This window comes from Fodinibacter luteus (genome assembly GCF_039541575.1).
Classification (GTDB): domain Bacteria; phylum Actinomycetota; class Actinomycetes; order Actinomycetales; family Dermatophilaceae; genus Fodinibacter; species Fodinibacter luteus.
Genome location: NZ_BAABGM010000014.1, coordinates 68,604 through 95,045, shown reverse-complemented (window position 1 = coordinate 95,045; position 26,442 = coordinate 68,604). Strand labels below are relative to the sequence as shown.

At 69.4% G+C, this 26,442-nt stretch carries 26 protein-coding genes and 1 pseudogene; all 27 read left to right on the top strand.

Annotated elements, in window-relative coordinates; translation table 11 throughout:
* The first annotated feature begins 10 nt into the window (after nt 1-10).
* The 27 genes and pseudogenes from nusG to rplN all read left to right on the top strand — a co-directional run bounded on the left by nusG (nt 11) and on the right by rplN (nt 26,442).
* Complete coding sequence (nusG, locus tag ABD899_RS11500) at nt 11-859, top strand: transcription termination/antitermination protein NusG (protein WP_425474962.1); 849 nt, start codon at nt 11-13, stop codon at nt 857-859.
* 90 nt (nt 860-949) lie between these two features.
* Nucleotides 950-1,381: a 50S ribosomal protein L11 gene (rplK, locus tag ABD899_RS11495; RefSeq protein WP_345205964.1), complete on the top strand. Its 432-nt coding sequence runs from the start codon at nt 950-952 to the stop codon at nt 1,379-1,381.
* Nucleotides 1,382-1,499: 118 nt separating this feature from the next.
* Nucleotides 1,500-2,216, top strand: a complete 717-nt coding sequence (gene rplA / locus ABD899_RS11490; RefSeq protein WP_345205962.1) for a 50S ribosomal protein L1 — start codon at nt 1,500-1,502, stop codon at nt 2,214-2,216.
* 219 nt (nt 2,217-2,435) lie between these two features.
* Nucleotides 2,436-3,680 carry an AI-2E family transporter gene (locus ABD899_RS11485; protein ID WP_345205960.1) on the top strand — a complete coding sequence of 415 codons (1,245 nt, stop codon included), beginning with the start codon at nt 2,436-2,438 and terminating at the stop codon, nt 3,678-3,680.
* A gap of 4 nt (nt 3,681-3,684) precedes the next feature.
* Nucleotides 3,685-4,248, top strand: a complete 564-nt coding sequence (locus ABD899_RS11480; RefSeq protein WP_345205957.1) for an HdeD family acid-resistance protein — start codon at nt 3,685-3,687, stop codon at nt 4,246-4,248.
* A 302-nt stretch (nt 4,249-4,550) separates the two neighbouring features.
* Nucleotides 4,551-5,174 (top strand): 50S ribosomal protein L10, encoded by a 624-nt coding sequence (gene rplJ, locus ABD899_RS11475; protein ID WP_345205954.1) that lies wholly within the window; start codon nt 4,551-4,553, stop codon nt 5,172-5,174.
* 65 nt (nt 5,175-5,239) lie between these two features.
* On the top strand, nt 5,240-5,632 hold the full coding sequence (gene rplL / locus ABD899_RS11470; protein WP_345205952.1) for a 50S ribosomal protein L7/L12: 393 nt from the start codon (nt 5,240-5,242) through the stop codon (nt 5,630-5,632).
* 406 nt (nt 5,633-6,038) lie between these two features.
* Complete coding sequence (gene rpoB, locus ABD899_RS11465; RefSeq protein ID WP_345205949.1) at nt 6,039-9,527, top strand: DNA-directed RNA polymerase subunit beta; 3,489 nt, start codon at nt 6,039-6,041, stop codon at nt 9,525-9,527.
* A gap of 170 nt (nt 9,528-9,697) precedes the next feature.
* The gene (locus ABD899_RS11460) at nt 9,698-13,588 is read left to right on the top strand and encodes a DNA-directed RNA polymerase subunit beta' (protein WP_345205948.1); all 3,891 of its coding nucleotides are present in this window, start codon (nt 9,698-9,700) and stop codon (nt 13,586-13,588) included.
* Nucleotides 13,589-13,742: 154 nt separating this feature from the next.
* Nucleotides 13,743-14,513, top strand: a complete 771-nt coding sequence (locus tag ABD899_RS11455) for a hypothetical protein (RefSeq protein WP_345205946.1) — start codon at nt 13,743-13,745, stop codon at nt 14,511-14,513.
* Between the two features lie 60 nt (nt 14,514-14,573).
* On the top strand, nt 14,574-15,107 hold the full coding sequence (locus ABD899_RS11450; RefSeq protein WP_345205944.1) for a GNAT family N-acetyltransferase: 534 nt from the start codon (nt 14,574-14,576) through the stop codon (nt 15,105-15,107).
* A gap of 302 nt (nt 15,108-15,409) precedes the next feature.
* A complete protein-coding gene (gene rpsL, locus ABD899_RS11445) occupies nt 15,410-15,784 on the top strand; it encodes a 30S ribosomal protein S12 (protein WP_324533335.1) in 375 nt (124 codons plus the stop codon).
* The gene (gene rpsG / locus ABD899_RS11440) at nt 15,784-16,254 is read left to right on the top strand and encodes a 30S ribosomal protein S7 (RefSeq protein WP_159900936.1); all 471 of its coding nucleotides are present in this window, start codon (nt 15,784-15,786) and stop codon (nt 16,252-16,254) included. Before rpsL ends, rpsG begins: the two co-directional genes overlap by 1 nt.
* 116 nt (nt 16,255-16,370) lie before the next feature.
* Entirely contained in the window at nt 16,371-18,485 is a 2,115-nt protein-coding gene (gene fusA, locus ABD899_RS11435; RefSeq protein WP_345205939.1) for an elongation factor G, read from the top strand.
* 121 nt (nt 18,486-18,606) lie between these two features.
* On the top strand, nt 18,607-19,803 hold the full coding sequence (gene tuf / locus ABD899_RS11430) for an elongation factor Tu (protein WP_345205936.1): 1,197 nt from the start codon (nt 18,607-18,609) through the stop codon (nt 19,801-19,803).
* Nucleotides 19,804-20,552: 749 nt separating this feature from the next.
* The gene (gene rpsJ / locus ABD899_RS11425; RefSeq protein ID WP_012867945.1) at nt 20,553-20,861 is read left to right on the top strand and encodes a 30S ribosomal protein S10; all 309 of its coding nucleotides are present in this window, start codon (nt 20,553-20,555) and stop codon (nt 20,859-20,861) included.
* Nucleotides 20,862-20,871: 10 nt separating this feature from the next.
* Nucleotides 20,872-21,528 carry a 50S ribosomal protein L3 gene (gene rplC / locus ABD899_RS11420; RefSeq protein WP_345205934.1) on the top strand — a complete coding sequence of 219 codons (657 nt, stop codon included), beginning with the start codon at nt 20,872-20,874 and terminating at the stop codon, nt 21,526-21,528.
* A gap of 5 nt (nt 21,529-21,533) precedes the next feature.
* Nucleotides 21,534-22,166 (top strand): annotated as a pseudogene (gene rplD, locus ABD899_RS11415) (50S ribosomal protein L4); the annotation flags it as partial.
* Nucleotides 22,167-22,339: 173 nt separating this feature from the next.
* On the top strand, nt 22,340-22,639 hold the full coding sequence (rplW, locus tag ABD899_RS11410) for a 50S ribosomal protein L23 (protein WP_345205932.1): 300 nt from the start codon (nt 22,340-22,342) through the stop codon (nt 22,637-22,639).
* Nucleotides 22,640-22,660: 21 nt separating this feature from the next.
* Nucleotides 22,661-23,497 carry a 50S ribosomal protein L2 gene (gene rplB, locus ABD899_RS11405; protein ID WP_345205930.1) on the top strand — a complete coding sequence of 279 codons (837 nt, stop codon included), beginning with the start codon at nt 22,661-22,663 and terminating at the stop codon, nt 23,495-23,497.
* Nucleotides 23,498-23,509: 12 nt separating this feature from the next.
* The gene (gene rpsS, locus ABD899_RS11400; RefSeq protein ID WP_345205929.1) at nt 23,510-23,791 is read left to right on the top strand and encodes a 30S ribosomal protein S19; all 282 of its coding nucleotides are present in this window, start codon (nt 23,510-23,512) and stop codon (nt 23,789-23,791) included.
* On the top strand, nt 23,791-24,189 hold the full coding sequence (gene rplV / locus ABD899_RS11395) for a 50S ribosomal protein L22 (protein WP_345205927.1): 399 nt from the start codon (nt 23,791-23,793) through the stop codon (nt 24,187-24,189). Before rpsS ends, rplV begins: the two co-directional genes overlap by 1 nt.
* Nucleotides 24,189-24,992, top strand: coding sequence for a 30S ribosomal protein S3 (rpsC, locus tag ABD899_RS11390; RefSeq protein WP_345205925.1), 804 nt, complete (start codon nt 24,189-24,191; stop codon nt 24,990-24,992). The genes rplV and rpsC overlap by 1 nt, the downstream gene beginning before the upstream one ends.
* A gap of 2 nt (nt 24,993-24,994) precedes the next feature.
* Nucleotides 24,995-25,414, top strand: coding sequence for a 50S ribosomal protein L16 (rplP, locus tag ABD899_RS11385; protein ID WP_345205923.1), 420 nt, complete (start codon nt 24,995-24,997; stop codon nt 25,412-25,414).
* A complete protein-coding gene (rpmC, locus tag ABD899_RS11380) occupies nt 25,414-25,650 on the top strand; it encodes a 50S ribosomal protein L29 (protein ID WP_425474961.1) in 237 nt (78 codons plus the stop codon). Before rplP ends, rpmC begins: the two co-directional genes overlap by 1 nt.
* A 23-nt stretch (nt 25,651-25,673) precedes the next feature.
* The gene (gene rpsQ, locus ABD899_RS11375) at nt 25,674-25,940 is read left to right on the top strand and encodes a 30S ribosomal protein S17 (RefSeq protein WP_345205921.1); all 267 of its coding nucleotides are present in this window, start codon (nt 25,674-25,676) and stop codon (nt 25,938-25,940) included.
* Nucleotides 25,941-26,073: 133 nt separating this feature from the next.
* Nucleotides 26,074-26,442 carry a 50S ribosomal protein L14 gene (rplN, locus tag ABD899_RS11370; RefSeq protein ID WP_345205919.1) on the top strand — a complete coding sequence of 123 codons (369 nt, stop codon included), beginning with the start codon at nt 26,074-26,076 and terminating at the stop codon, nt 26,440-26,442.

Genomic DNA, 26,442 nt, shown 5'->3' with positions numbered 1-26,442 from the left:
GAGGTCACCCGTGTCCGAGCAGTGGACCGACAACCCCGACGTGGCGTCCGCGGACGCCCCCGAGGTGCTGCCCGACGCCCCCGATGGCTCGGGCGAGGCGACCGAGACCGTCGTGAGCGATGCCGAGGAGACCGCGGCTGCGGAGGCCGGCGAGCCCGAGGAGACAGCGGCCGAGGAGACCGAGGCTGCGGAGGCCGAGGCGGCCGGCACCGTCGACGAGGACGGCGACGTGCTCGAGGCCGTCGACCCGGTCCAGGCGTTCAAGGACGACCTGCGCAGCAAGGTCGGCGAGTGGTACGTCGTGCACTCCTACGCGGGCTACGAGAACCGGGTCAAGGCCAACCTCGAGACCCGGATCACCTCCCTCAACATGGAGGACTACATCTTCGAGATCCAGGTGCCGATGGAGGAGGTCACCGAGATCAAGGGCGGCCAGCGCAAGCTCGTGCGCCGGGTCCGGATGCCGGGCTACGTCGTCGTGCGCATGGACCTCACCGACGAGTCGTGGGGCGCCGTGCGGCACACCCCCGGCGTCACCGGGTTCGTCGGCAACGCGCACCAGCCGGTGCCGCTCACCTTCGACGAGGTCTACGGCATGATCAAGCCGGCCGACCTCGAGGCATCCGCGGGCGCCCCGGCCGCCGGAGGCCAGGCCGCCGCCGCGGGTGCCGGCCGCGAGAGCGCGGTCGTCGACTTCGAGGTCGGCGAGTCGGTCACGGTCATGGACGGCCCGTTCGAGACCCTCCCCGCGACGATCTCCGAGATCAACCCCGACACCCAGAAGCTCAAGGTGCTCGTCTCGATCTTCGGCCGGGAGACCCCGGTCGAGCTCTCCTTCAGCCAGGTCTCGAAGCTCTAGGCCCGAAGGAGCCCGCCCCGGGGACCCGGGGCTGCAAAGGGGTCATCGCCCACGGCGTCGGCCCATCATCACCACCACACAAGGACAGACATGCCCCCCAAGAAGAAGGTCTCCGGGTACATCAACCTGCAGATCCAGGCCGGTGCCGCGACCCCCGCGCCCCCGGTCGGCCCGGCGCTCGGCCAGCACGGCGTCAACATCATGGAGTTCGTCAAGGCGTACAACGCGGCGACCGAGCACCAGCGCGGCAGCATCATCCCCGTCGTCATCACGGTCTACGAAGACCGCTCGTTCACCTTCATCACGAAGACGCCGCCGGCGTCCGAGCTCATCAAGAAGGCCGCGGGCGTCCAGAAGGGCTCCGGGGAGCCGCACAAGGTCAAGGCCGGCAAGCTGACGAAGGACCAGGTCCGCGAGATCGCCGAGACCAAGATGCCCGACCTCAACGCCAACGACGTCGACGCCGCGATGAAGATCATCGCCGGCACGGCCCGCCAGATGGGCATCGAGACCGAGCTCTGAGCCCGGCCTCCACGGCATCCGACCGGATGCCGGGTGGGCGCCACCGCGGTGCCCACCAGTGGCAGGGCCAGCGCCGGCCCGACGACCACGACTCCACCGCATCACCCAGGAGCAGCACATGAAGCGCAGCAAGTCCTACCGCGCCGCCGCCGACAAGATCAGCGCCGACGCCACGTACGCCCCCCTCGAGGCCGTCCGCCTCGCGAAGTCGACCGCCTCGGCGAAGTACGACGAGACCGTCGAGGTCGCCCTGCGCCTCGGCGTCGACCCGCGCAAGGCCGACCAGATGGTCCGCGGCACGGTCAACCTCCCCCACGGCACGGGCAAGACCGCTCGCGTCCTCGTCTTCGCCAACGGCGACAAGGCCGAGGCCGCCAAGGCCGCGGGCGCCGACTTCGTCGGCTCCGACGACATGCTCGAGAAGGTGGCCGGTGGCTGGCTCGACTTCGACGCCGTCGTGGCGACGCCCGACCTCATGGGCAAGGTCGGCCGCCTCGGGAAGGTCCTCGGTCCGCGCGGGCTCATGCCGAACCCGAAGACGGGCACCGTCACGATGGACACGGCCAAGGCCGTGACCGACATCAAGGGCGGCAAGATCGAGTTCCGCGTCGACAAGCACGCGAACCTCCACTTCATCATCGGCAAGGTCTCCTTCGACGAGAAGGCCCTCGTCGAGAACTACGCCACCGCGCTCGAGGAGATCCTGCGACTCAAGCCCTCCGCGTCGAAGGGCCGCTACATCACCAAGGCCACGCTCGCGACGACGATGGGTCCCGGTATCCCGCTCGACTTCACGAAGACCCGCAACCTCCTCGAGGAGGCCGCGGAGGCCTGACGGCCGCACCGCGCGAGAGCCCGCCACCCCCACCGGGGCGGCGGGCTCTCGGGTGCCAGGGCCGAGCGGCCCCGGGCGCCAGCACCGTCTCCGACGCCGGGGAGCGCGACACGGTGGCGGCCACCCCCGGAGGGCGAGACGCGCGTCGGTCGCTCTCGCTACCCTCGGGACGGACCGGACGCCGCACGGCACCCGGACGGCGATCGGACAGGAGTGCCCATGGCGTCGGCGTACGACGGGGGCCAGGGCGTCCTGCGGCAGGACGCCCTGCCGCGACCGCTGCTCATCGTGCTCGGCCTCGCCGCGGTCACCCTCGCCGTCGCCGGTATCCGCGAGACGGCCTGGCTCGTCGCGCCGACCACGCTCGGGGTCGTGCTCGTCGTCACCGTCGCCCCGGTGCGCACCGCCATGGAGCGGCGTGGAGCGCCGGTGTGGTCCGGCATCCTCGTGACGATCCTGCTCGTCTACGCCATCCTCATCACCCTCGTCGTCTCGATCGCGGTGTCCGGCGCCAAGCTGGCGAGCCTCATCCCGCAGTACACCTCGGAGATGGACGACCTCGTCGACGGGCTCGGGTCCCGGCTCGCGAGCCTGGGCCTGCAGGAGGAGCAGGTGGCCAGCCTCGCCTCGAGCCTGGACCTGGGGCGGATCACCGGCATCCTCACGGGTCTCGCCTCCAACGTGGCCGGTGTCATCGGCAGCCTGATCTTCATCGCCACGCTCGTGCTGTTCATCGGGTTCGACTCGGGCAAGTTCCCACGCAACCTGTTCGCGGCCCGGGGCGAACGCCCCAGCGTCGTCGACGCGCTGACGTCGTTCGCGAAGGGCACCCGCACCTACCTCACGGTCTCGGCGATCTTCGGCCTCATCGTCGCGGTCATCGACGGCGTCGTCCTCGCCCTGCTCGGCATCCCCGGCGCCTTCGTGTGGGGCGTGCTCGCCTTCGTCACGAACTTCATCCCGAACATCGGCTTCGTCATCGGCGTCATCCCGCCGGCGATCATCGGGCTGCTCGAGGGCGGGCCGAGCCTCATGCTCGCCGTCATCGCCCTGTACTCCGTCATCAACTTCGTCATCCAGTCGATCATCCAGCCGAAGTTCCAGGCCGACGCCCTCGGGCTGACGACGACGCTGACGTTCCTGTCGCTGGCCTTCTGGGCCTGGGTGCTCGGCCCGCTCGGGGCGATTCTCGCGCTGCCCCTCACCCTGCTGCTCAAGGCGCTGCTCGTCGACGTCGACCCCCAGGCCCGCTGGCTCGGGCCACTGCTGTCCGGGGTGCCGCCAGCCGACAGCGAGGCCGAGGCCCACACCGGAGCCGAGGCCGACACCCACGCCGACCCGGACCCCGGGGTGGGGGGTGCGGGGGACGCTCCCGCCGCGCGGACGGCATCCGGCCCCGCCGACCCGACCGACCCCGTCGCCGGGCCCCGCCCGGCGACGCCACCGAACGACCCGCGGAGGTAGCGCTGTGCCCAAGGACGTCCTCACCATGTCGTGGAAGCTGCTGGCGCTGCGCGGGGTGATCGGCATCGTGTTCGGCATCGTGGCCATCGCGTGGCCGAAGCAGACGATCGTCGTCGTCGTCGTGCTGTGGGGCGTGTGGGCCCTCGTCGACGGCATCGGGCTCGCCGCCGGAGCCTTCGGGCACGGGCTGGGAACCGGCCAGCGGGCGCTGTTCGCCGGGATGGCCGTCGTGGCACTCGTCGTCGCGTTCATCGCCTTCACCCGTCCGGGGATGGCAGCCGCCGCGGTGACCTGGGTGCTCGGCATCTGGCTGCTCGTGCGCGGGTTCTTCGAGCTCGTCGGGGCGTTCAGCTCGACTCGGTCCGCGCCCCGCTGGCTGCTCGTCCTCGGGGCACTGCTCGACATCGTGCTCGGCTGGCTGTTCGTCGCCAACCCCGGGGCCGCGGCCGTCGGCGTGACGTTCCTGCTCGGCATCATCGCCGTGGCCTGGGGCATCGTCTTCCTCGTGCTCGCCCTCGTCGTGCGGCGGGCGGCTGGACAGCAGGCCGACGACGTCGTCGTCGCCTGACGCGGGCGGGTCGCCCGGGTCCTCGGACCGCGCCCCGGGCGGGCCCGAGAGAACGATTTGGCCGTGGCGGGCGGCGGCCCGTAGGGTGGACCCGACCGAAGACCGCCGGTTGTCGCGTGCACCCGCACGAGACCGAAGGTTCCGCTGAGAGCGGGCGACCAGCGCAGGCCACGACCATCAGCCTCGGCTGCCGTGGAGCCCCGCTCCGCGACCTGCCTCCTGACGAGCCCCGTGCCCTGCGCCGGGGCTCCTTCTCGTGTCGGGCCCTCACCCGGAGGTCCACACGACGGAAGGAGGCGCCCATGTCTCGTGCCGACAAGGCCGCGGCCATCGCCGAGCTCTCGGACAAGTTCAAGAGCTCGAACGCCGCCGTCCTCACGGAGTACCGCGGGCTCACGGTGAAGCAGATCACCGACCTGCGCAACTCCCTGCGGGGCAACGCGACCTACGCCGTGGTCAAGAACACGCTGACCCAGCTCGCCGCCAAGGACGCCGGGGTGACCGCGTTCGACGGTCAGCTCGTCGGACCGACCGCCATCGCCTTCGTCGAGGGCGACCCGGTCGAGGCTGCCAAGGGTCTGCGTGACTTCGCCAAGGCAAACCCGCATCTCGTGATCAAGGGCGGTGTGCTGGACGGCAAGGCCCTCAGCGCCGCCGAGATCGCCAAGCTCGCGGACCTCGAGTCCCGCGAGGTCCTCCTCGCCAAGCTGGCCGGCGCCATGAACGCCTCGCTCAGCAAGGCGGTCTACCTCTTCGCCGCTCCGCTCTCGCAGGCCGCTCGCACGGTCGACGCGCTGCGGGCGAAGGTCGAGACGGAAGGCCCGGTCTCCGGCGCCCCCGCCCCGGCCGCCGCCGACGAGGCCCCCGCCGACGCCGCACCCGCGGCCGAGGCCACCGACGTCGCCGAGGGTGGCGACGCGAGCTGACCCCCGGGTCCGCTCACCACGTAAACGCCACTCACGGCACACCGCAGTAGAGAAAGGACGCCATCATGGCCAAGCTCAGCACCGACGAGCTCCTTGACGCCTTCAAGGAGATGACCCTCATCGAGCTCTCCGAGTTCGTCAAGCAGTTCGAGGAGACCTTCGGCGTCACCGCCGCCGCCCCCGTCGCGGTCGCCGCCGCGGGCGCTCCCGCCGCCGGTGGTGGCGACGCCGCCGCCGCCGAGGAGCAGGACGAGTTCGACGTCGTCCTCGAGGCGGCCGGCGACAAGAAGATCGCCGTCATCAAGGAGGTCCGCGCGCTGACCTCCCTCGGCCTCAAGGAGGCCAAGGACCTCGTCGACGGGGCCCCCAAGCCCGTCCTCGAGAAGGTCGACAAGGCCGCGGCCGACAAGGCCAAGGAGCAGCTCGAGAGCGCCGGCGCGACCGTCACCCTCAAGTGAGGCCGTCCCCTTCGGGGGACTGACGCGCACCTCGAACGGGCGGGTCCGGACCGATGGTCCGGGCCCGCCCGTTCGCCGTGCCGGGGGCCAGCGGATGCCGTCCGGCGCGTGTGGGTGGGCCCGGCGCCTTGACGCGCGGCGGCCTGGGGGCCATCCTGTTCGCGTCGCCCGCTCCGGCGGGTGGCCGTCGCCCGAGCCGCACGGCTGGACCGGGCTGGACGGCCGCGTCGTTCTCGGGTATGCTATCTCTTTGCGCTGCCCCTACCTTCCCTTGCTCGCCGACGAGCCGTGTCGCCATGCCCCCGGTTCCCCGGGAGGAAAGCGTGACGCGGTGGCCACGGTGGACCTGTCCCGGTCGGACGCAGCCAGCCCAGAAGTCTGAACAGGCCCGTGGAAGGAACCCTCCTTGGCTGCCTCGCGCACCACGTCCAAGCACATGAACACCGCAATGACGGTGACCGGCCGTCTTTCCTTCGGAAAGATCCGTGAGCCCATGGAGGTCCCCGACCTCCTCGCACTCCAGACCGAGAGCTTCGACTGGCTCCTCGGCAACGAGCGCTGGCAGGCCCGGGTCGCCGCGGCCAAGGCCGCCGGTCGGGACGACGTCCCCGACCGCTCCGGCCTCGAGGAGATCTTCGAGGAGATCTCGCCCATCGAGGACTTCAGCGGCTCGATGTCGCTGAGCTTCCGCGACCACCGCTTCGAGGAGGTCAAGTACTCCATCGAGGACTGCAAGGAGCGCGACCAGACCTACTCCGCGCCCCTGTTCGTCACCGCCGAGTTCATGAACAACACGACCGGTGAGATCAAGAGCCAGACGGTCTTCATGGGCGACTTCCCGCTCATGACCGAGCGCGGCACCTTCATCATCAACGGCACCGAGCGCGTCGTCGTCTCGCAGCTCGTGCGCAGCCCGGGCGTCTACTTCGAGCGCACCCCCGACAAGACGTCCGACAAGGACATCTACACGACCAAGGTCATCCCGAGCCGGGGCGCCTGGCTCGAGTTCGAGATCGACAAGCGCGACATGGTCGGCGTGCGCGTCGACCGCAAGCGCAAGCAGTCGGTCACCGTCCTCCTCAAGGCCCTCGGCATGACCGAGGCCGACATCCGCGAGGAGTTCGGCTCCTACGAGTCGATGAACCTGACCCTCGAGAAGGACCACACGACGGGCCAGGACGACGCGCTGCTCGACATCTACCGCAAGCTGCGTCCGGGTGAGCCGCCGACCAAGGAGGCCGCGCAGACCCTCCTCGACAACCTGTACTTCAACGGCAAGCGCTACGACCTCGCGAAGGTCGGCCGGTACAAGATCAACAAGAAGCTCGGCCTCGAGGGCGAGCTCTCGCAGTCGACCCTGACGATCGAGGACATCGTCGCCACGATCAAGTACCTCGTCGCCCTCCACGCCGGCGAGGAGGTCATCGCCGGCCGCCGCCGCGGTGAGGACGTCGAGGTCCGCGTCGAGACCGACGACATCGACCACTTCGGCAACCGTCGCCTGCGCAACGTCGGCGAGCTCATCCAGAACCAGGTCCGCACCGGTCTGTCCCGGATGGAGCGCGTCGTGCGCGAGCGGATGACGACCCAGGACGTCGAGGCCATCACGCCGCAGACGCTCATCAACATCCGCCCGGTCGTGGCGTCCATCAAGGAGTTCTTCGGCACCAGCCAGCTCTCCCAGTTCATGGACCAGAACAACCCCCTTGCCGGCCTGACGCACAAGCGCCGACTCTCCGCGCTCGGCCCGGGTGGCCTCTCGCGCGACCGCGCCGGCATGGAGGTCCGCGACGTCCACTCCTCGCACTACGGCAGGATGTGCCCGATCGAGACCCCTGAGGGCCCGAACATCGGCCTCATCGGCTCGCTCGCGTCCTACGGCCGGATCAACGCGTTCGGGTTCATCGAGACCCCGTACCGCAAGGTGACCAAGGGCCGGCTCACCGACGAGGTGCACTACCTGTCCGCCGACGAGGAGGACGAGCACGTCATCGCGCAGGCCAACGCCACGCTCAACGAGGAGGGCACGGCGTTCGCCCACGAGCGCGTCCTCGTGCGCGTCAAGGGTGGCGAGGTCGAGTACGTCCCGGCCGAGGACGTCGACTACATCGACGTCTCGGCGCGCCAGATGGTGTCCGCGGCGACGGCCCTCATCCCGTTCCTCGAGCACGACGACGCCAACCGCGCCCTCATGGGCTCGAACATGCAGCGCCAGGCCGTGCCGCTCGTGCGCGCCGAGGCACCGCTCGTCGGCACCGGCATGGAGTACCGCGCGGCCGTCGACTCCGGTGACGTCGTCATCGCCGAGAAGGCCGGCGTCGTCACGGAGGTCTCCGCCGACCTCGTCACCGTCGCCGGTGACGACGGCACGTCACGCACCTACCGGATCAACAAGTTCAGCCGGTCCAACCAGGGCAACTCCTACAACCAGCGCGTCATCGTCTCCGAGGGCGACCGCGTCGAGGCCGGTGGCCTCATCGCCGACGGTCCCGCGACCGACGGTGGTGAGATGGCGCTCGGGCGCAACCTGCTCGTCGCCTTCATGCCGTGGGAGGGGCACAACTACGAGGACGCGATCATCCTCAGCCAGCGCCTCGTCCAGGACGACGTGCTGTCCTCGATCCACATCGAGGAGCACGAGGTCGACGCCCGCGACACCAAGCTCGGGCCCGAGGAGATCACCCGGGACATCCCCAACGTCTCCGAGGACGTCCTCGCCGACCTCGACGAGCGCGGCATCATCCGCATCGGCGCCGAGGTCCGCGACGGCGACCTGCTCGTCGGCAAGGTCACACCCAAGGGTGAGACGGAGCTGACCCCGGAGGAGCGCCTCCTGCGCGCCATCTTCGGCGAGAAGGCCCGCGAGGTCCGCGACACCTCCCTCAAGGTTCCCCACGGCGAGACCGGCACCGTCATCGGCGTCAAGGTCTTCGACAAGGACGAGGGCGACGAGCTGCCCCCGGGCGTCAACCAGCTCGTTCGTGTCTACGTCGCGAACAAGCGCAAGATCACCGATGGCGACAAGCTCGCGGGCCGCCACGGCAACAAGGGCGTCATCTCCAAGATCCTCCCGGTCGAGGACATGCCCTTCCTCGAGGACGGCACCCCCGTCGACGTCGTCCTCAACCCGCTCGGTGTGCCCGGCCGCATGAACGTCGGCCAGATCCTCGAGCTGCACCTGGGCTGGGCCGCCAGCCGCGGCTGGGAGATCGCGGGCAACCCCGAGTGGGCCCGCCTCATCCCGGACGACGCCCGCTCGGCGCCGGCCGGCACCCGCGTCGCCTCCCCGGTCTTCGACGGTGTCCGCGAGGACGAGATCGTCGGCCTGCTCGACTCGACGCTGACGACGCGCGACGACCTGCGCCTCATCGACGGCACCGGGAAGGCCCGCCTCTTCGACGGCCGCTCCGGCGAGCCGTTCCCGGAGCCGGTGTCCGTGGGCTACATGTACATCCTCAAGCTGCACCACCTCGTGGACGACAAGATCCACGCGCGCAGCACGGGTCCGTACTCGATGATCACCCAGCAGCCGCTCGGTGGTAAGGCCCAGTTCGGCGGCCAGCGCTTCGGTGAGATGGAGGTCTGGGCCCTCGAGGCGTACGGCGCGGCCTACGCGCTCCAGGAGCTGCTCACGATCAAGTCCGACGACGTCAACGGCCGCGTCAAGGTGTACGAGGCCATCGTCAAGGGCGACAACATTCCCGAGCCCGGCATCCCCGAGTCCTTCAAGGTGCTCATCAAGGAGATGCAGAGCCTCTGCCTCAACGTGGAGGTGCTGTCCAGCGACGGCACGACCATCGAGATGCGCGAGGCCGAGGAGGACGTCTTCCGTGCTGCGGAGGAGCTCGGCATCGACCTGTCCCGGCGCGAGCCGAGTTCGGTCGAGGAAGTGTGATCGCGCTGTGACCGGGTCGCCCAGCGACCCGGTCACAGCCCGGGAGGCCGCGAGCGAAGCGAGCTCGGTCTGCCGGAACAGGCGAAACGCCACGCGCAGCGTGTCCGAGCAGTAGCCCGGACCACTGACACAGAGAAACGTTCAGCAGGACGAAAGTAAGGAAGCACAACGTGCTCGATGTCAACTTCTTCGACGAGCTCCGGATCGGGCTCGCCACCGCCGACTCCATCCGCGAGTGGAGCCACGGCGAGGTCAAGAAGCCCGAGACGATCAACTACCGCACCCTCAAGCCCGAGAAGGACGGACTCTTCTGCGAGAAGATCTTCGGCCCGACCCGGGACTGGGAGTGCGCCTGCGGCAAGTACAAGCGGGTGCGCTTCAAGGGCATCATCTGCGAGCGCTGCGGCGTCGAGGTCACCCGGGCCGCGGTGCGCCGTGAGCGGATGGGCCACATCGAGCTCGCCGCCCCCGTCACCCACATCTGGTACTTCAAGGGCGTCCCGAGCCGGCTGGGCTACCTGCTCGACCTCGCCCCGAAGGACCTCGAGAAGGTCATCTACTTCGCCGCGTACATGATCACGAGCGTCGACGTCGACCAGCGGCACGCCGACCTGCCCTCGCTCGAGGCGCAGATCCAGGTCGAGAAGCGCGAGATCGAGAACCGGCGCGACGCCGACATCGACGCCCGCGCGAAGAAGCTCGAGACCGACATCGCCGCCCTCGAGGCCGAGGGCGCCAAGTCCGACGCCAAGCGCAAGGTGCGCGACTCGGCCGAGCGCGAGATGAACGCCATCCGCCGCCGGGCCGACCAGGCCGTCGAGCGGCTCGAGCAGGTCTGGGACCGTTTCAAGAACCTCAAGGTCCAGGACCTCGAGGGCGACGAGGTGCTGTACCGCGAGATGCGGGACCGCTTCGGCCTCTACTTCGAGGGTGGCATGGGCGCCGCGGCGATCCAGAAGCGCCTGCAGACCTTCGACCTGGACGCCGAGGCCGAGCTGCTGCGCGAGATCATCGCGACCGGCAAGGGCCAGCGCAAGACCCGTGCGCTCAAGCGGCTCAAGGTCGTCAGCGCCTTCCAGACGACGACGAACCAGCCCTCGGGCATGGTCCTCGACGCCGTCCCGGTCATCCCTCCGGACCTGCGCCCGATGGTGCAGCTCGACGGTGGCCGCTTCGCGACCTCGGACCTCAACGACCTCTACCGCCGCGTCATCAACCGCAACAACCGCCTCAAGCGGCTGCTCGACCTCGGTGCGCCCGAGATCATCGTCAACAACGAGAAGCGGATGCTCCAGGAGGCCGTCGACAGCCTCTTCGACAACGGCCGTCGCGGCCGCCCGGTCACGGGTCCCGGCAACCGACCGCTCAAGTCGCTGTCCGACATGCTCAAGGGCAAGCAGGGACGGTTCCGCCAGAACCTGCTCGGCAAGCGCGTCGACTACTCCGGCCGCTCGGTCATCGTCGTCGGCCCGCAGCTCAAGCTGCACCAGTGCGGCCTGCCCAAGCAGATGGCGCTCGAGCTGTTCAAGCCGTTCGTCATGAAGCGCCTCGTCGACCTCGACCACGCCCAGAACATCAAGTCGGCCAAGCGCATGGTCGAGCGCCAGCGCTCGGTCGTGTGGGACGTGCTCGAGGAGGTCATCACCGAGCACCCGGTGCTGCTCAACCGCGCACCCACGCTGCACCGGCTCGGCATCCAGGCCTTCGAGCCGCAGCTCGTCGAGGGCAAGGCCATCCAGATCCACCCGCTCGTGTGCACCGCCTTCAACGCGGACTTCGACGGTGACCAGATGGCCGTGCACGTGCCGCTGTCGGCGGAGGCGCAGGCCGAGGCCCGCATCCTCATGCTGTCCTCGAACAACATCCTCAAGCCGGCCGACGGTCGACCGGTGACTATGCCCACCCAGGACATGATCATCGGCCTGTACCACCTCACCACGCAGGTGGACGACGGCGCCGGCGCCGGCCGCGTGTTCTCGACCGTGTCCGAGGCCCGGATGGCCTTCGACGCGGGCGAGATCGACCTCGGCTCCCCGGTGCGGATCCGACTCACCCACGTCGTCCCGACCCCGCTCGCGGACCTCCCCGAGGGTGTCGCGCTCGACGACGAGGGCTTCGCCGCCACGCTGCTCGTCGAGACGACCCTGGGGCGCGCCCTGTTCAACGAGACGCTGCCCGAGGACTACCCGTACGTCAACGACCAGGTCGACAAGAAGCGCCTGTCGACGATCGTCAACGACCTCGCCGAGCGCTACAGCAAGGTGCAGGTCGCGGCGAGCCTCGACGCGCTCAAGGAGTACGGCTTCCACTGGGCGACCCGCTCGGGCACGACGGTCGCCATCTCCGACGTCGTCACCCCGCCGCGCAAGCTCGAGATCCTCGAGGGCTACGAGGAGAAGGCCACCAAGGTCCAGACCCAGTACGAGCGCGGCCTCATCACCGACGACGAGCGCCGGCAGGAGCTCATCGAGATCTGGACCCAGGCGACGAACGAGATCGCCAAGGAGATGGAGGCCAACATCCCGCGGACGAACACCATCTACCGGATGGTGTCCTCGGGTGCTCGCGGCAACTGGATGCAGCTGCGCCAGATCGCCGGCATGCGCGGCCTGGTGTCGAACCCGAAGGGCGACATCATCCCGCGGCCGATCCGTGCGAACTTCCGCGAGGGCCTGTCGGTGCTCGAGTTCTTCATCTCGACGCACGGCTCTCGCAAGGGCCTCGCGGACACCGCGCTGCGCACCGCCGACTCGGGCTACCTCACCCGTCGCCTCGTCGACGTGTCGCAGGACGTCATCATCCGCGAGGACGACTGCGGCACCGAGCGCGGCCTGCCGATGCCGATCGCGGCGATCGACGAGCGCACCGGCACCCGCTCGGTCCACGACGACGTCGAGACCTCGGTCTACGCACGCACGCTCGCCGAGGACGTCGTCCAGGACGGAGAGGTGCTCGCCGAGGCCGGCATGGACCTCGGTGACGTCGTCATCGGCGCGCTCTTCGCCGCCGGGGTCGACTCGGTGAAGATCCGTTCGGTCCTCACCTGCGACTCCAAGGTCGGCACCTGCGCCCTGTGCTACGGCCGCTCGCTGGCCACCGGCAAGCTCGTCGACATCGGCGAGGCGGTCGGCATCATCGCGGCCCAGTCGATCGGTGAGCCCGGCACCCAGCTGACGATGCGCACCTTCCACACCGGTGGTGTGGCTGGTGACGACATCACCCAGGGCCTGCCGCGGGTCGTCGAGCTGTTCGAGGCACGCACCCCGAAGGGGGTCGCCCCGATCGCCGAGGCCTCCGGCCGGATCACCATCGAGGAGACCGACAAGGCGCGGCGCATCCTGCTCACGCCGGACGACGGCTCCGAGGAGCACGCCTACCCGGTGACGAAGCGGGCCCGCCTGCTCGTCCAGGACGGCCAGCATGTCGAGGTCGGCACCCGCCTCACGGTCGGCAACATCGACCCGAAGAACGTGCTGCGCATCCTCGGCCCGCGCCAGACGCAGATGCACCTCGTCGACGAGGTCCAGAACGTCTACCGCCAGCAGGGCGTGTCGATCCACGACAAGCACATCGAGGTCATCGTCCGGCAGATGCTGCGCCGGATCACGATCATCGAGTCGGGCGACGCCGACCTCCTGCCCGGCATGCTCGCCGAGCGTGGCCGGTTCGAGGACGAGAACCGCCGCGTCGTGGCCGAGGGCGGCAAGCCCGCCTCGGGCCGCCCCGAGCTCATGGGCATCACGAAGGCGTCGCTCGCGACCGAGTCGTGGCTGTCGGCGGCGTCGTTCCAGGAGACGACCCGCGTGCTCACCGAGGCCGCCATGGAGGGCAAGTCCGACTCCCTCCTCGGGCTCAAGGAGAACGTCATCCTCGGCAAGCTCATCCCGGCCGGCACGGGTCTGCCCCGCTACCGCGACATCACGGTGGAGCCGACCGAGGAGGCCAAGGCCGCGATGTACTCCATGCCGAGCTACGACGACTACAGCTACGCCGCGTTCGGGCCCGGCTCGGGTGAGGCCGTCCGGCTCGACGACAGCGAGCTGGGGCTCGACCGCATCTGAGCGGCGCACTCCTCCACGCGCGACGGGCGGGGATGCCGGTGGGTCACCACCGCGCCTCCCCGCCCGTCCGCGTCCGGGGCCCTCGACGAGAATGTCCTCTCGATCCCGGCCGCGCCTCCCCGAAGCGAGCCGACCGAGTCCCCATACTGGGCCGATGACGACGCGGGGTGAACGGGTGGACGGCCTGGTACGCCTGGCCTTGACCGGCACGGCCGTGGTCGTGCTTCTCTTCGTGCTGAGCCGGCTCATCCCCAAGGGGTCGAGCCTCGAAGAGCTCCAGCGCTACCTCCACATGGGGCGCGAGGGAAACCTCCCGACCTGGTGGACGGCCGGCCTCCTGCTCGGCATCGCGCTCTTCGCCGCGCTGTCGGCCTGGGGCGAGCCCAAGGGCGTGGCGCGCTCGTGGACGGCCGTCGCCGTCACGGCGGCCCTGCTCAGCCTCGACGAGGCGACCCGGCTGCACGAGCGGATGGACCGGATCACCGCCGGCCTCGGCATCTCGGTCCCGACCTACGCCTGGGTCCTGCCAGGCGTCGTCGTCCTCGCCCTGGTCGCGGCGACCCTGTTCCTGGTCGCACGCAGCCTCCCGCGGCAGGTGACGCGTGGCCTCCTGATCGCGGCTGGCGTCTTCTTCCTCGGGGCGCTCGGGGTGGAGTCGCTCTACGGCGCGACCGCACGGGACGCGGCCTCGGTGATCCAGGTGAGCCTCGTGCTCCTCGAGGAGACCCTGGAGGCCGTGGGCGCCACGATCGCCTTCTGCGTCGTGAGCCACCACGTCATCGGGCGGCTCCGTGTGCCGGCCGGTGCGGCGGCACCCAGGGTGCGGCTGCCCGGTCCGGACGCCACGGCATCCACGGCAGCCACGGCACCCACGGCCGACCCGGCGCCGGCGACCCGCGCGAGCCGGGTCAGCCGCGCGAGCTAGGCGGGCCGCCGCGCCCGCGCCATCGCTCGCCGCACCCTCGCCGGCTGCGAGGATGAGGCGATGAACCCCGACCTCGTCATCCGACGCGAGCTGCCCGGCGACGAGGAGCCGACCCGTGCGCTCCACGACGCGGCGTTCGGGGTGCCCGACGGGGCCGCGCACTCCGTCGAGACGCGCATCCTCGACCGCCTGCGCGCCGCCGGCGACGTGCTCGACTCGCTGACCCTCGTCGCCGACCTGCACGGCGAGGTCGTCGGGCACGTCGTGTGCAGCCGGGCGACCATGGGGGAGGGGCCCTCGGTCGGCCTCGGCCCGATCGCGGTGGCTCCGGAGCACCAGGGGGAGGGGATCGGGTCCGCGCTCGTGGCGGCGGTCCTCGTCACCGCGGACCAGCGGCGCGAACCCTCCGTCGTCCTGCTCGGCGACCCCGGCTGGTACGCCCACTTCGGCTTCGAGACCGCGGCCGCGCACGGCATCGGGTCACCCGGGCCCTGGGAGGACCGCTTCTTCCTCGTGCGCCGGCTGCAGGCGTGGCGACCCGAGCTCGCCGGGCCGTTCGCCTACGCCCCCGCCTTCGACGTCACCGCCGGCTAGCCCGCCCGCCGGCGACCCGACGCAGGTTACCGATTTGGAGCGGCCCCCGCGGACCGGTAATCTTGGACACCGTGTCTGGCTAGGCCCAGACCCTGGAGTCGACCTCACCGCCGCGAGGCGTCGAGCGACGGCCCCGCCCACCTCTTGCCGGGCGCCCCACATCCTCTTCCGAGGTGATGCATGGGGAGTGCAGGGAAGAGCACCCGGTGCGACACGCCCGACCACGGGGGTCGAGCACCGGATACACCAAGGAGCTGCGGCACCGCTGCTGCGGCATCGACGAGACGAGCAAAGGATCCAGGTTGCCTACCATCAACCAGCTGGTGCGCAAGGGCCGGCAGGACAAGACCACGAAGGTCAAGACTCCTGCCCTCAAGGGCTCTCCGCAGCGCCGCGGCGTGTGCACGCGCGTGTACACGACGACCCCGAAGAAGCCGAACTCCGCCCTGCGCAAGGTCGCCCGCGTGCGCCTCACGAGCGGCATCGAGGTCACGGCCTACATCCCGGGCGTCGGCCACAACCTCCAGGAGCACTCGATGGTGCTCGTGCGCGGCGGGCGGGTCAAGGACCTCCCCGGCGTGCGCTACAAGATCATCCGTGGCGCCCTCGACACCCAGGGCGTGAAGAACCGTCAGCAGGCGCGCAGCCGCTACGGCGCGAAGAAGGGTAAGGCCTGATGCCTCGCAAGGGACCCGCTCCGAAGCGGCCGCTCGTCGTCGACCCGGTCTACCAGAGCCCGCTCGTGACCTCGCTCGTCAACAAGATCCTCCTCGACGGCAAGAAGTCGATCGCCGAGACCATCGTCTACGGCGCCCTCGAGGGCTGCCGCGAGAAGACCGGTACCGACCCGGTGCAGACGCTCAAGCGCGCGCTCGACAACATCAAGCCCACCCTCGAGGTCAAGTCCCGCCGCGTCGGCGGTGCGACCTACCAGGTGCCGATCGAGGTCAAGCCCAACCGCGCGACGACCCTGTCGCTGCGCTGGCTCGTCGGCTACTCGCGCCAGCGTCGCGAGAAGACGATGACCGAGCGCCTCATGAACGAGATCCTCGACGCGTCCAACGGCCTCGGCGCCGCGGTCAAGCGCCGCGAGGACACCCACAAGATGGCCGAGTCGAACAAGGCCTTCGCCCACTACCGCTGGTGACCCCGCGCCCCGGGGTGCCGGCCGCGCCAGGCGCGACGGCACTCCGGGGCGGTGGGCGGTCCTCACCGACGCGCACCCGAACCCGCACACACCGCGAACGAGACGAGAACACGACCGTGGCACAGGACGTCCTGACGGACCTCAAGAAGGTCCGCAACATCGGCATCATGGCGCACATCGACGCCGGCAAGACGACGGTGACCGAGCGCATCCTCTTCTACACCGGCGTCAACCGGAAGATGGGTGAGACGCACGACGGCGCCTCGACGACCGACTGGATGGAGCAGGAGAAGGAGCGCGGCATCACGATCACGTCGGCCGCGGTCACCTCCTTCTGGGAGGACCACCAGGTCAACATCATCGACACCCCCGGACACGTCGACTTCACCGTCGAGGTCGAGCGCTCGCTGCGCGTCCTCGACGGCGCCGTCGCCGTCTTCGACGGCAAGGAGGGTGTCGAGCCGCAGTCCGAGACGGTGTGGCGCCAGGCCGACAAGTACAACGTGCCGCGCATCTGCTTCGTGAACAAGATGGACAAGCTCGGCGCGGACTTCTACTTCACGGTCGACACGATCAAGGACCGCCTCGGCGCCGAGCCGCTCGTGCTCCAGCTGCCGATCGGAGCCGAGAACGACTTCGTCGGCGTCATCGACCTCATCTACAAGCGCGCCCTCGTGTGGCCGGGCGACGCCAAGGGCGACGTCACCCTCGGCGCCAAGTACGAGATCCAGGAGATCCCGGCCGAGCTCGCCGACCAGGTCGAGGAGTACCGGCACCACCTCATCGAGCGCGTGGCCGAGTCCGACGACACGCTCATGGAGAAGTACCTCGAGGGTGGCGAGCTGACCCCCGAGGAGATCAAGGCGGGCATCCGCACGCTGACGATCGCCTCCGAGGTCTACCCCGTCCTGTGCGGCTCCGCCTTCAAGAACCGCGGCGTGCAGCCGATGCTCGACGCCGTCATCGACTACCTCCCCTCGCCCCTCGACGTCCCCGCGATGGAGGGCCACGCGCCCGGCAACGACGAGGAGAAGATCGTCCGGGAGCCGAGCAAGGACGAGCCGTTCTCGGCCCTGGCGTTCAAGGTCGCCTCGCACCCGTTCTTCGGCACGCTCACCTTCATCCGGGTCTACTCCGGCCAGATCTCCGCCGGCACCCAGGTGCTCAACGCGACGAAGGTCAAGAAGGAGCGCATCGGCAAGCTCTTCCAGATGCACGCCAACAAGGAGAACCCCGTCGACGGGGCCCTCGCCGGCCACATCTACGCCGCCATCGGCCTGAAGAACACGACGACCGGCGACACCCTGTGCGACATCGACAAGCCCGTCGTCCTCGAGTCGATGACCTTCCCGGAGCCGGTCATCCAGGTGGCCATCGAGCCCAGGACCAAGGGCGACCAGGAGAAGCTCGGCACGGCCATCCAGAAGCTCGCCGAGGAGGACCCGACCTTCCAGGTGCACCTCGACGAGGACACTGGCCAGACGATCATCGCCGGCATGGGCGAGCTGCACCTCGACATCCTCGTCGACCGGATGCGTCGCGAGTTCAAGGTCGAGGCCAACGTCGGCAAGCCGCAGGTGGCCTACCGCGAGACGATCAAGCGCTCCATCGACAAGTACGACTACACCCACAAGAAGCAGACCGGTGGGTCCGGCCAGTTCGCGAAGGTGCAGATCGCGCTCGAGCCGCTCGACACCGCCGAGGGCGAGCTGTACGAGTTCGCGAACAAGGTCACCGGTGGCCGCGTGCCCCGCGAGTACATCCCCTCGGTCGACCACGGCATCCAGGACGCCATGCAGTACGGCGTGCTCGCCGGCTACCCGCTCGTCGGGATCAAGGCGACCCTGCTCGACGGTGCCTACCACGACGTCGACTCCTCGGAGATGGCGTTCAAGATCGCCGGGTCGATGGCCCTCAAGGAGGCCGTGCGCAAGTGCGAGCCGGTCCTGCTCGAGCCGATGATGGCCGTCGAGGTGCGCACCCCCGAGGACTACATGGGGGACGTCATCGGCGACATCAACTCCCGCCGCGGCCACATCCAGGCCATGGAGGACATCAGCGGTGCGAAGGTCGTTCGGGGCCTCGTCCCGCTGTCGGAGATGTTCGGGTACGTGGGCGACCTGCGGTCCAAGACCCAGGGTCGGGCGAACTACTCGATGGAGTTCGACTCCTACGCCGAGGTCCCGAAGTCGGTGTCCGAGGAGATCATCAAGAAGACCCGTGGCGAGTGACCGCTAGACTGGTCGCTGGTCTCGGCTGAGAAGTCATCCCAACCAACCCCCCCAAGTACGACGCCACGTCCTGCCCGGTCGTAACGGCGTTTCACAAGAAGAGTCCTGAGGAGGACATCAAGTGGCGAAGGCAAAGTTCGAGCGGACCAAGCCGCACGTCAACATCGGCACCATCGGTCACATCGACCACGGTAAGACGACGCTGACGGCTGCAATCTCCAAGGTCCTGCACGACAAGTACCCGGACCTGAACCCGGTGTTCGCGTTCGACGACATCGACAAGGCGCCCGAGGAGAAGCAGCGCGGCATCACCATCTCCATCGCGCACATCGAGTACCAGACGGAGGGCCGTCACTACGCCCACGTCGACTGCCCCGGTCACGCCGACTACGTGAAGAACATGATCACCGGTGCCGCCCAGATGGACGGTGCGATCCTCGTCGTCGCCGCCACCGACGGCCCGATGCCGCAGACGAAGGAGCACGTCCTCCTGGCCCGCCAGGTCGGCGTCCCCTACATCGTCGTGGCGCTCAACAAGGCCGACATGGTCGACGACGAGGAGATCCTCGAGCTCGTCGAGATGGAGGTCCGCGAGCTGCTGTCCGACTACGAGTTCCCGGGCGACGACCTGCCGGTCGTCAAGGTCTCGGCGCTCAAGGCCCTCGAGGGCGACGCCGAGTGGGGCCAGACCGTCCTCGACCTCATGGAGGCCGTCGACAGCTACATCCCCGAGCCCGAGCGTGAGACCGACAAGCCGTTCCTCATGCCCGTCGAGGACGTCTTCACGATCACCGGTCGCGGCACCGTCGTCACCGGCCGCATCGAGCGCGGCATCCTCAAGGTCAACGAGGAGGTCGAGATCGTCGGCATCCACACCGGCCCGCCGACCAAGACGGTCGCCACCGGTATCGAGATGTTCCGCAAGCTGCTCGACGAGGGCCGTGCGGGCGAGAACGTCGGCCTGCTCCTTCGTGGCATCAAGCGCGAGGACGTCGAGCGCGGCCAGGTCGTCGTCAAGCCGGGGTCGATCACCCCGCACACCGAGTTCGACGCGAACGTCTACATCCTGTCCAAGGACGAGGGTGGCCGTCACACGCCGTTCTACGACAACTACCGCCCGCAGTTCTACTTCCGCACCACCGACGTCACCGGTGTCGTGAAGCTGCCCGAGGGCACCGAGATGGTCATGCCCGGTGACAACACCGAGATGGCCGTCGAGCTCATCCAGCCGATCGCCATGGAGGAGGGCCTGCGCTTCGCCATCCGCGAGGGCGGCCGCACCGTCGGCGCCGGCCGGGTCACCAAGATCAACAAGTAACACACGAGGGGCTTCGCCCCCCGTGGACCCCCCGACCCGCAGGGGGCTCGAGAAGGGCCCGGATGCCGTGTGCGTCCGGGCCCTTCGTCGCGCATCGGGGGGTCGTGCGGGTGCCTTGTGCGCCCGGGCCTCCTCGCGTGCGGCGGGGGTGGGGGAGTGTGCCCCAGGACATGCAGTGACCGTCCCTGGGCCGGCCGTCGAGCGTGCGGGGACCGGGCGCAGCCTCCTACTGCATGTTCCCCGGCGCACCCCGCGGCACCGGACGAGGCCACGCCCCGGGACGGCGCGCGGGAGAGCGTGTGCGCGGCGACGGAGGGGGCGAGACCCTGGGGCGCGTGTACCGCCGACGGCGCAGTGGACGAGAGTGTGCGGCGGTGGCGCGTGAACGCGAAGGTGCGTGAATGTCGTGGCGCGCGCACGGCATCCGCCCGGCGCCCGGGCCCGATTTGGTCGCGTCCCACCCGGTCTGGCACACTTGTCAGGTTGCTTGGCGTGCGAGTGCGTCCCGAGAGGGTTGCGCTCGCCCACCGCGACGAGGTGACGAACCGCCGACGACGGCGGGGCGGCTCGTTTCGCGAAGTGCCAGGCCCGGCCCCGGGTCCACCGGACAGCCGATCCACCGGAGAGATGCGGGAAACCGCTGCCGCCGGGCTGCGGAGCAAGGGCGACACGCCCGACCGCGGGGGTCGGAGGTCACGAGGAACCGGCACACAGACAGATGTACGGCGAGAGAGAGACGGGAACGTCAGATGGCGGGACAGAAGATCCGCATCCGCTTGAAGTCGTATGACCACGAGGTCATCGACAGCTCGGCGCGAAAGATCGTGGACACGGTCACCCGCGCCGGCGCGACCGTGGTGGGCCCCGTGCCGCTGCCGACGGAGAAGAACGTGTTCTGCGTCATCCGGTCGCCGCACAAGTACAAGGACAGCCGCGAGCACTTCGAGATGCGCACCCACAAGCGCCTCATCGACATCATCGACCCGACGCCGAAGGCCGTCGACTCGCTGATGCGTCTCGACCTGCCGGCTGACGTCAACATCGAGATCAAGCTCTGAGGCTGACGACATGACCACCACTGCAACCAAGACCCAGAAGGGCCTGCTGGGCACCAAGCTCGGCATGACCCAGGTGTGGGACGAGAACAACCGGCTCGTGCCCGTCACCGTGATCCAGGCCGGTCCGAACGTCGTGACCCAGGTCCGCGCCGCCGACACCGACGGATACGCCGCGGTGCAGCTCGGCTACGGCTCGATCGACCCGCGCAAGGTCACCAAGCCGCTGACCGGCCACTTCGACAAGGCCGGCGTGACCCCGCGCCGCCACGTCGTCGAGCTGCGCACCGCCGACGCGGGCGAGTACAGCCTCGGTCAGGAGATCGGCGCCGACACCTTTGAGGTCGGCCAGCGCGTCGACGTCACGGCCAGGACCAAGGGCAAGGGCTTCGCCGGCGTCATGAAGCGGCACGGCTTCAAGGGTGTGTCGTCCTCGCACGGCTCGCACCGCAACCACCGCAAGCCCGGCTCGATCGGCGGGGCCTCGACGCCCGGCCGCGTCTTCAAGGGCATGCGCATGGCCGGCCGCATGGGCGGCGTGCGCCAGACCACCCAGAACATCACCGTCCACGCCGTGGACGCCGAGAAGGGCCTGCTGCTGCTCAAGGGTGCCGTCCCCGGCCCGCGCGGCGCGGTCGTCCTCGTGCGCTCGGCCGCGAAGGGGGCGTGACCCGCATGGCAACCCAGACGCTCGACGTCACCCTGCCCGCCGAGATCTTCGACGTCCAGACCAACGTCCCGCTCATCCACCAGGTCGTCGTCGGCCAGCTCGCGGCCGCGCGCCAGGGCACCCACTCGACGAAGACCCGCGCGGAGGTGCGTGGCGGTGGCCGCAAGCCCTACAAGCAGAAGGGCACCGGCCGGGCCCGCCAGGGCTCGACCCGCGCGCCGCAGTTCGCCGGGGGTGGCGTCGTCCACGGCCCGCAGCCGCGTGACTACTCGCAGCGCACCCCGAAGAAGATGAAGGCCGCCGCCCTGCGCGGGGCCCTGTCCGACCGTGCCCGCCACGACCGCGTCCACGTCGTCGAGTCGATCGCCACGGGCGAGGTCCCCTCGACCAAGGCCGCGCTCGAGCTGCTGTCCGGCCTCACCGAGCGCCGCAACCTGCTCGTCGTCCTCGACCGCGCCGACCTCGTGTCGCTGAGGTCGGTCCGCAACATCGCGGACGTCCACGTCCTGGCCGTCGACCAGCTCAACACGTACGACGTGCTGTGCGCCGACGACGTCGTGTTCACCCGGGCCGCCTTCGAGACCTTCACGGGCACCGAGGTCGCCGTTGCCGAGAACCCGGCCAAGGCTGAGAAGGCCGACAAGCCCGCCAAGGCTGAGAAGGCCGACAAGCCGGCCAAGGCTGAGAAGGCCGACAAGCCCGCCAAGGCCGACAAGCCGGCCAAGGCTGAGAAGCCGGACAAGCCCGCCAAGGCTGACAAGGCCGACAAGCCGGCCAAGAAGGCCGCCCAGGCCGATGTGGAGGACGAGAAGTGAGCCAGGGCAAGAACCCCCGCGACATCCTGATCTCTCCGGTCGTGTCCGAGAAGTCCTACGGGCTCCTCGACGAGGGCAAGTACACGTTCATCGTGGACCCGCGCTCGAACAAGACCGAGATCAAGATCGCCGTCGAGCAGATCTTCAACGTGAAGGTCGACTCGGTCCACACGATGAACCGCCCGGGCAAGGCCCGTCGCACGCGGTTCGGCATCGGCAAGCGCAAGGACACCAAGCGCGCGATCGTCACCCTCCGCGAGGGCTCGATCGACATCTTCGGCAGCGCCGGCGCCTGAGGAAGCTGAGGACAACACACCATGGGTATCCGTAAGTACAAGCCGACGACGCCGGGGCGTCGCGGGTCGAGCGTGGCCGACTTCGTCGAGGTCACCCGCTCCACCCCCGAGAAGTCCCTCGTCCGTCCGCTGAGCAAGAGCGGTGGCCGCAACAACAACGGCCGCATCACCACGCGCCACATCGGTGGTGGGCACAAGCGCGCCTACCGCGTCATCGACTTCCGTCGCCACGACAAGGACGGCATCCCGGCCAAGGTCGCTCACATCGAGTACGACCCCAACCGCACCGCCCGCATCGCGCTGCTGCACTACGCCGACGGCGAGAAGCGCTACATCCTGGCCCCCAAGGGCCTCGAGCAGGGCATGGCCATCGAGAACGGCCCGGGCGCGGACATCAAGCCCGGCAACAGCCTGCCGCTGCGCAACATCCCGACCGGTACGGTCGTCCACGCCGTCGAGCTCAAGCCGGGTGGCGGCGCGAAGATCGCCCGTTCCGCAGGCGTGCGCGTGCAGCTCGTCGCCAAGGACGGGCCCTACGCCCAGCTGCGCATGCCGTCCGGGGAGATCCGCAACGTCGACGTGCGCTGCCGCGCCACCGTCGGTGAGGTCGGCAACGCCGAGCAGTCGAACATCAACTGGGGCAAGGCCGGCCGGATGCGCTGGAAGGGCAAGCGCCCGACTGTGCGTGGCGTCGTCATGAACCCGGTCGACCACCCGCACGGTGGTGGTGAGGGCCGCACGTCCGGTGGTCGCCACCCGGTGTCCCCCTGGGGCCAGCCCGAGGGCCGCACCCGCCGCCCCGGCAAGCCCAGCGACAAGCTCATCGTTCGTCGCCGTCGTACTGGCAAGAAGCGCTGATAGGAGCCTGGAATGCCTCGTAGCCTGAAGAAGGGCCCCTTCATCGACGACCACCTCCAGAAGAAGGTGGACGCCCAGAACGAAGCGGGTACCAAGAACGTCATCAAGACCTGGTCGCGTCGGTCGGTCATCTCGCCCGACATGCTCGGTCACACCCTCGCCGTCCACGACGGCCGCAAGCACGTCCCGGTGTTCGTCACCGAGTCGATGGTCGGCCACAAGCTCGGCGAGTTCGCACCGACCCGCACCTTCAAGGGTCACGTGAAGGACGACAAGAAGGGGCGTCGTCGCTGATGGCCACCGAGACCGCAACCACCGAGGCGCGGGCCGTGGCCCGCCACGTCCGGGTGGCGCCGCAGAAGGCGCGCCGGGTCGTCGACCTCATCCGTGGCAAGAACGCCACCGACGCCGTGTCGGTCCTGCGCTTCGCCCCCCAGGGCGCGGCGGAGCCGATCCGCAAGGTGCTCGAGTCCGCGATCGCGAACGCTCGGGTCAAGGCGGACCAGACGGCCCAGCGCTTCGACGAGCGCGAGCTCGTCGTCGCCTCGGCCTTCGTCGACGAGGGCCCCACGATGAAGCGCTTCCGTCCGCGGGCCCAGGGCCGCGCCGGTCGCATCAACAAGCGCACGAGCCACATCACCGTGGTCGTCGCCCCCAAGCCCGCCAAGTCCACGAACGGAGGCACTCGCTGATGGGCCAGAAGGTCAACCCGCACGGCTTCCGTCTGGGGATCACGACGGAGCACCGCAGCCGGTGGTTCGCCGACTCCACCAAGGAGGGTCAGCGCTACCGCGACTACGTCAAGGAGGACGTGGCGATCCGCAAGCTCATGTCCGAGGGCATGGACCGCGCCGGCATCGCCCGCGTCGACATCGAGCGCACCCGTGACCGGGTCCGCGTCGACATCCACACCGCCCGCCCCGGCATCGTCATCGGTCGCCGCGGCGCGGAGGCCGACCGCATCCGCGGCGAGCTCGAGAAGCTCACCGGCAAGCAGGTCCAGCTCAACATCCTCGAGGTCAAGAACCCCGAGGTCGAGGCCCAGCTCGTCGCGCAGGGCATCGCCGAGCAGCTGAGCGCCCGCGTGTCGTTCCGTCGCGCCATGCGCAAGGGCATGCAGTCCGCGACCCGCGCCGGTGCCAAGGGCATCCGGGTCCAGGTCTCCGGTCGCCTCGGCGGGGCCGAGATGAGCCGCACCGAGTTCTACCGCGAGGGGCGCGTGCCGCTGCACACCCTGCGCGCGAACATCGACTACGGCTTCTACGAGGCCAAGACCACCTTCGGGCGCATCGGCGTCAAGGTGTGGATCTACAAGGGCGACCTCACCGCGCGTGAGCTCGCGGCCCAGCAGGCCACCGCGCCGCGCCAGGGTCGTGGACCGCGTCGGGACGGCGCCGACCGTCCGGCTCGCGCCCGCCGCAGCGACGCCCCGGCCCCCGTGGCCGAGGCCCCCGCCGAGCAGGCGCCGGCCGCCGCGAGCACCGAGGAGTCCTGACCATGCTGATTCCCCGTCGAGTCAAGCACCGCAAGCAGCACCACCCGGGTCGCTCGGGCGCTGCCAAGGGCGGGACGACGATCGCGTTCGGCGACTACGGCATCCAGGCCCTCGAGCCCGCCTACGTCACGAACCGCCAGATCGAGTCCGCCCGTATCGCGATGACGCGTTACATGAAACGTGGCGGAAAGGTGTGGATCAACATCTACCCCGACCGTCCGCTCACGAAGAAGCCGGCCGAGACCCGGATGGGTTCCGGCAAGGGTTCGCCGGAGTGGTGGATCGCCAACGTCAAGCCGGGCCGGATCATGTTCGAGGTGTCCGGCGTCCCGGAGGAGACCGCACGCGAGGCGATGCGCCTCGCGATGCACAAGCTGCCGATGAAGTGCCGCTTCGTCCGGCGTGAGGGTGGTGACTTCTGATGGCAGTCGGATCCAAGGACCTGACCTCCAAGGAGCTGCGGGGCCTCGAGGACGAGCGCCTCGTGGACGAGCTGCGCAAGGCCAAGGAGGAGCTGTTCAACCTCCGGTTCCAGTCGGCCACCGGCCAGCTGGACAACCACGGCCGGCTGCGTGCCGTCCGCAAGGACATCGCCCGGATCTACACCGAGATGCGTGAGCGCGAGCTCGGCATCGGCGCGAAGGGTGACGCGAAGTGAGCGAGACGAACAAGGATGAGACCGTGACCAAGGCCGCGGAGCGCAACGACCGCAAGACCCGCCAGGGCTACGTCGTCAGCGACAAGATGGACAAGACCGTCGTCGTCGAGGTCGAGGACCGCGTCAAGCACGCCCTCTACGGCAAGGTCATGCGCCGCTCGAGCAAGGTCAAGGCGCACGACGAGCAGAACGCCGCCGGTGTCGGCGACCGCGTGCTCATCATGGAGACCCGCCCGCTCAGCGCGACCAAGCGCTGGCGCCTCGTGGAGATCCTCGAGAAGGCCAAGTAGCCGTCGAACCGTCGAGCGCAGCGCGCCTGGTTCGACGGAACATCCAGACAGCCTCGGCTCAGCCGAGTCCGATCAACGGTTCCTAGAGGCTCACCGCCACCGGCGGTGAGAACCGGAGGACAAGGAGAGAATTGTGATCCAGCAGGAGTCGCGGCTGCGTGTCGCCGACAACACCGGTGCCAAGGAGATTCTGTGCATCCGTGTTCTCGGCGGCTCCGGTCGCCGGTATGCGGGAATCGGCGACACCATCGTCGCCACCGTCAAGGACGCGATCCCGGGCGGCAACGTCAAGAAGGGCGACGTCGTCAAGGCGGTCATCGTCCGCACGAAGAAGGAGCGCCGTCGCGCCGACGGCTCCTACATCAAGTTCGACGAGAACGCGGCCGTGATCCTCAAGAACGACGGTGACCCCCGGGGCACCCGCATCTTCGGCCCCGTCGGCCGCGAGCTGCGCGAGAAGCGCTTCATGAAGATCATCAGCCTCGCCCCGGAGGTGCTCTGA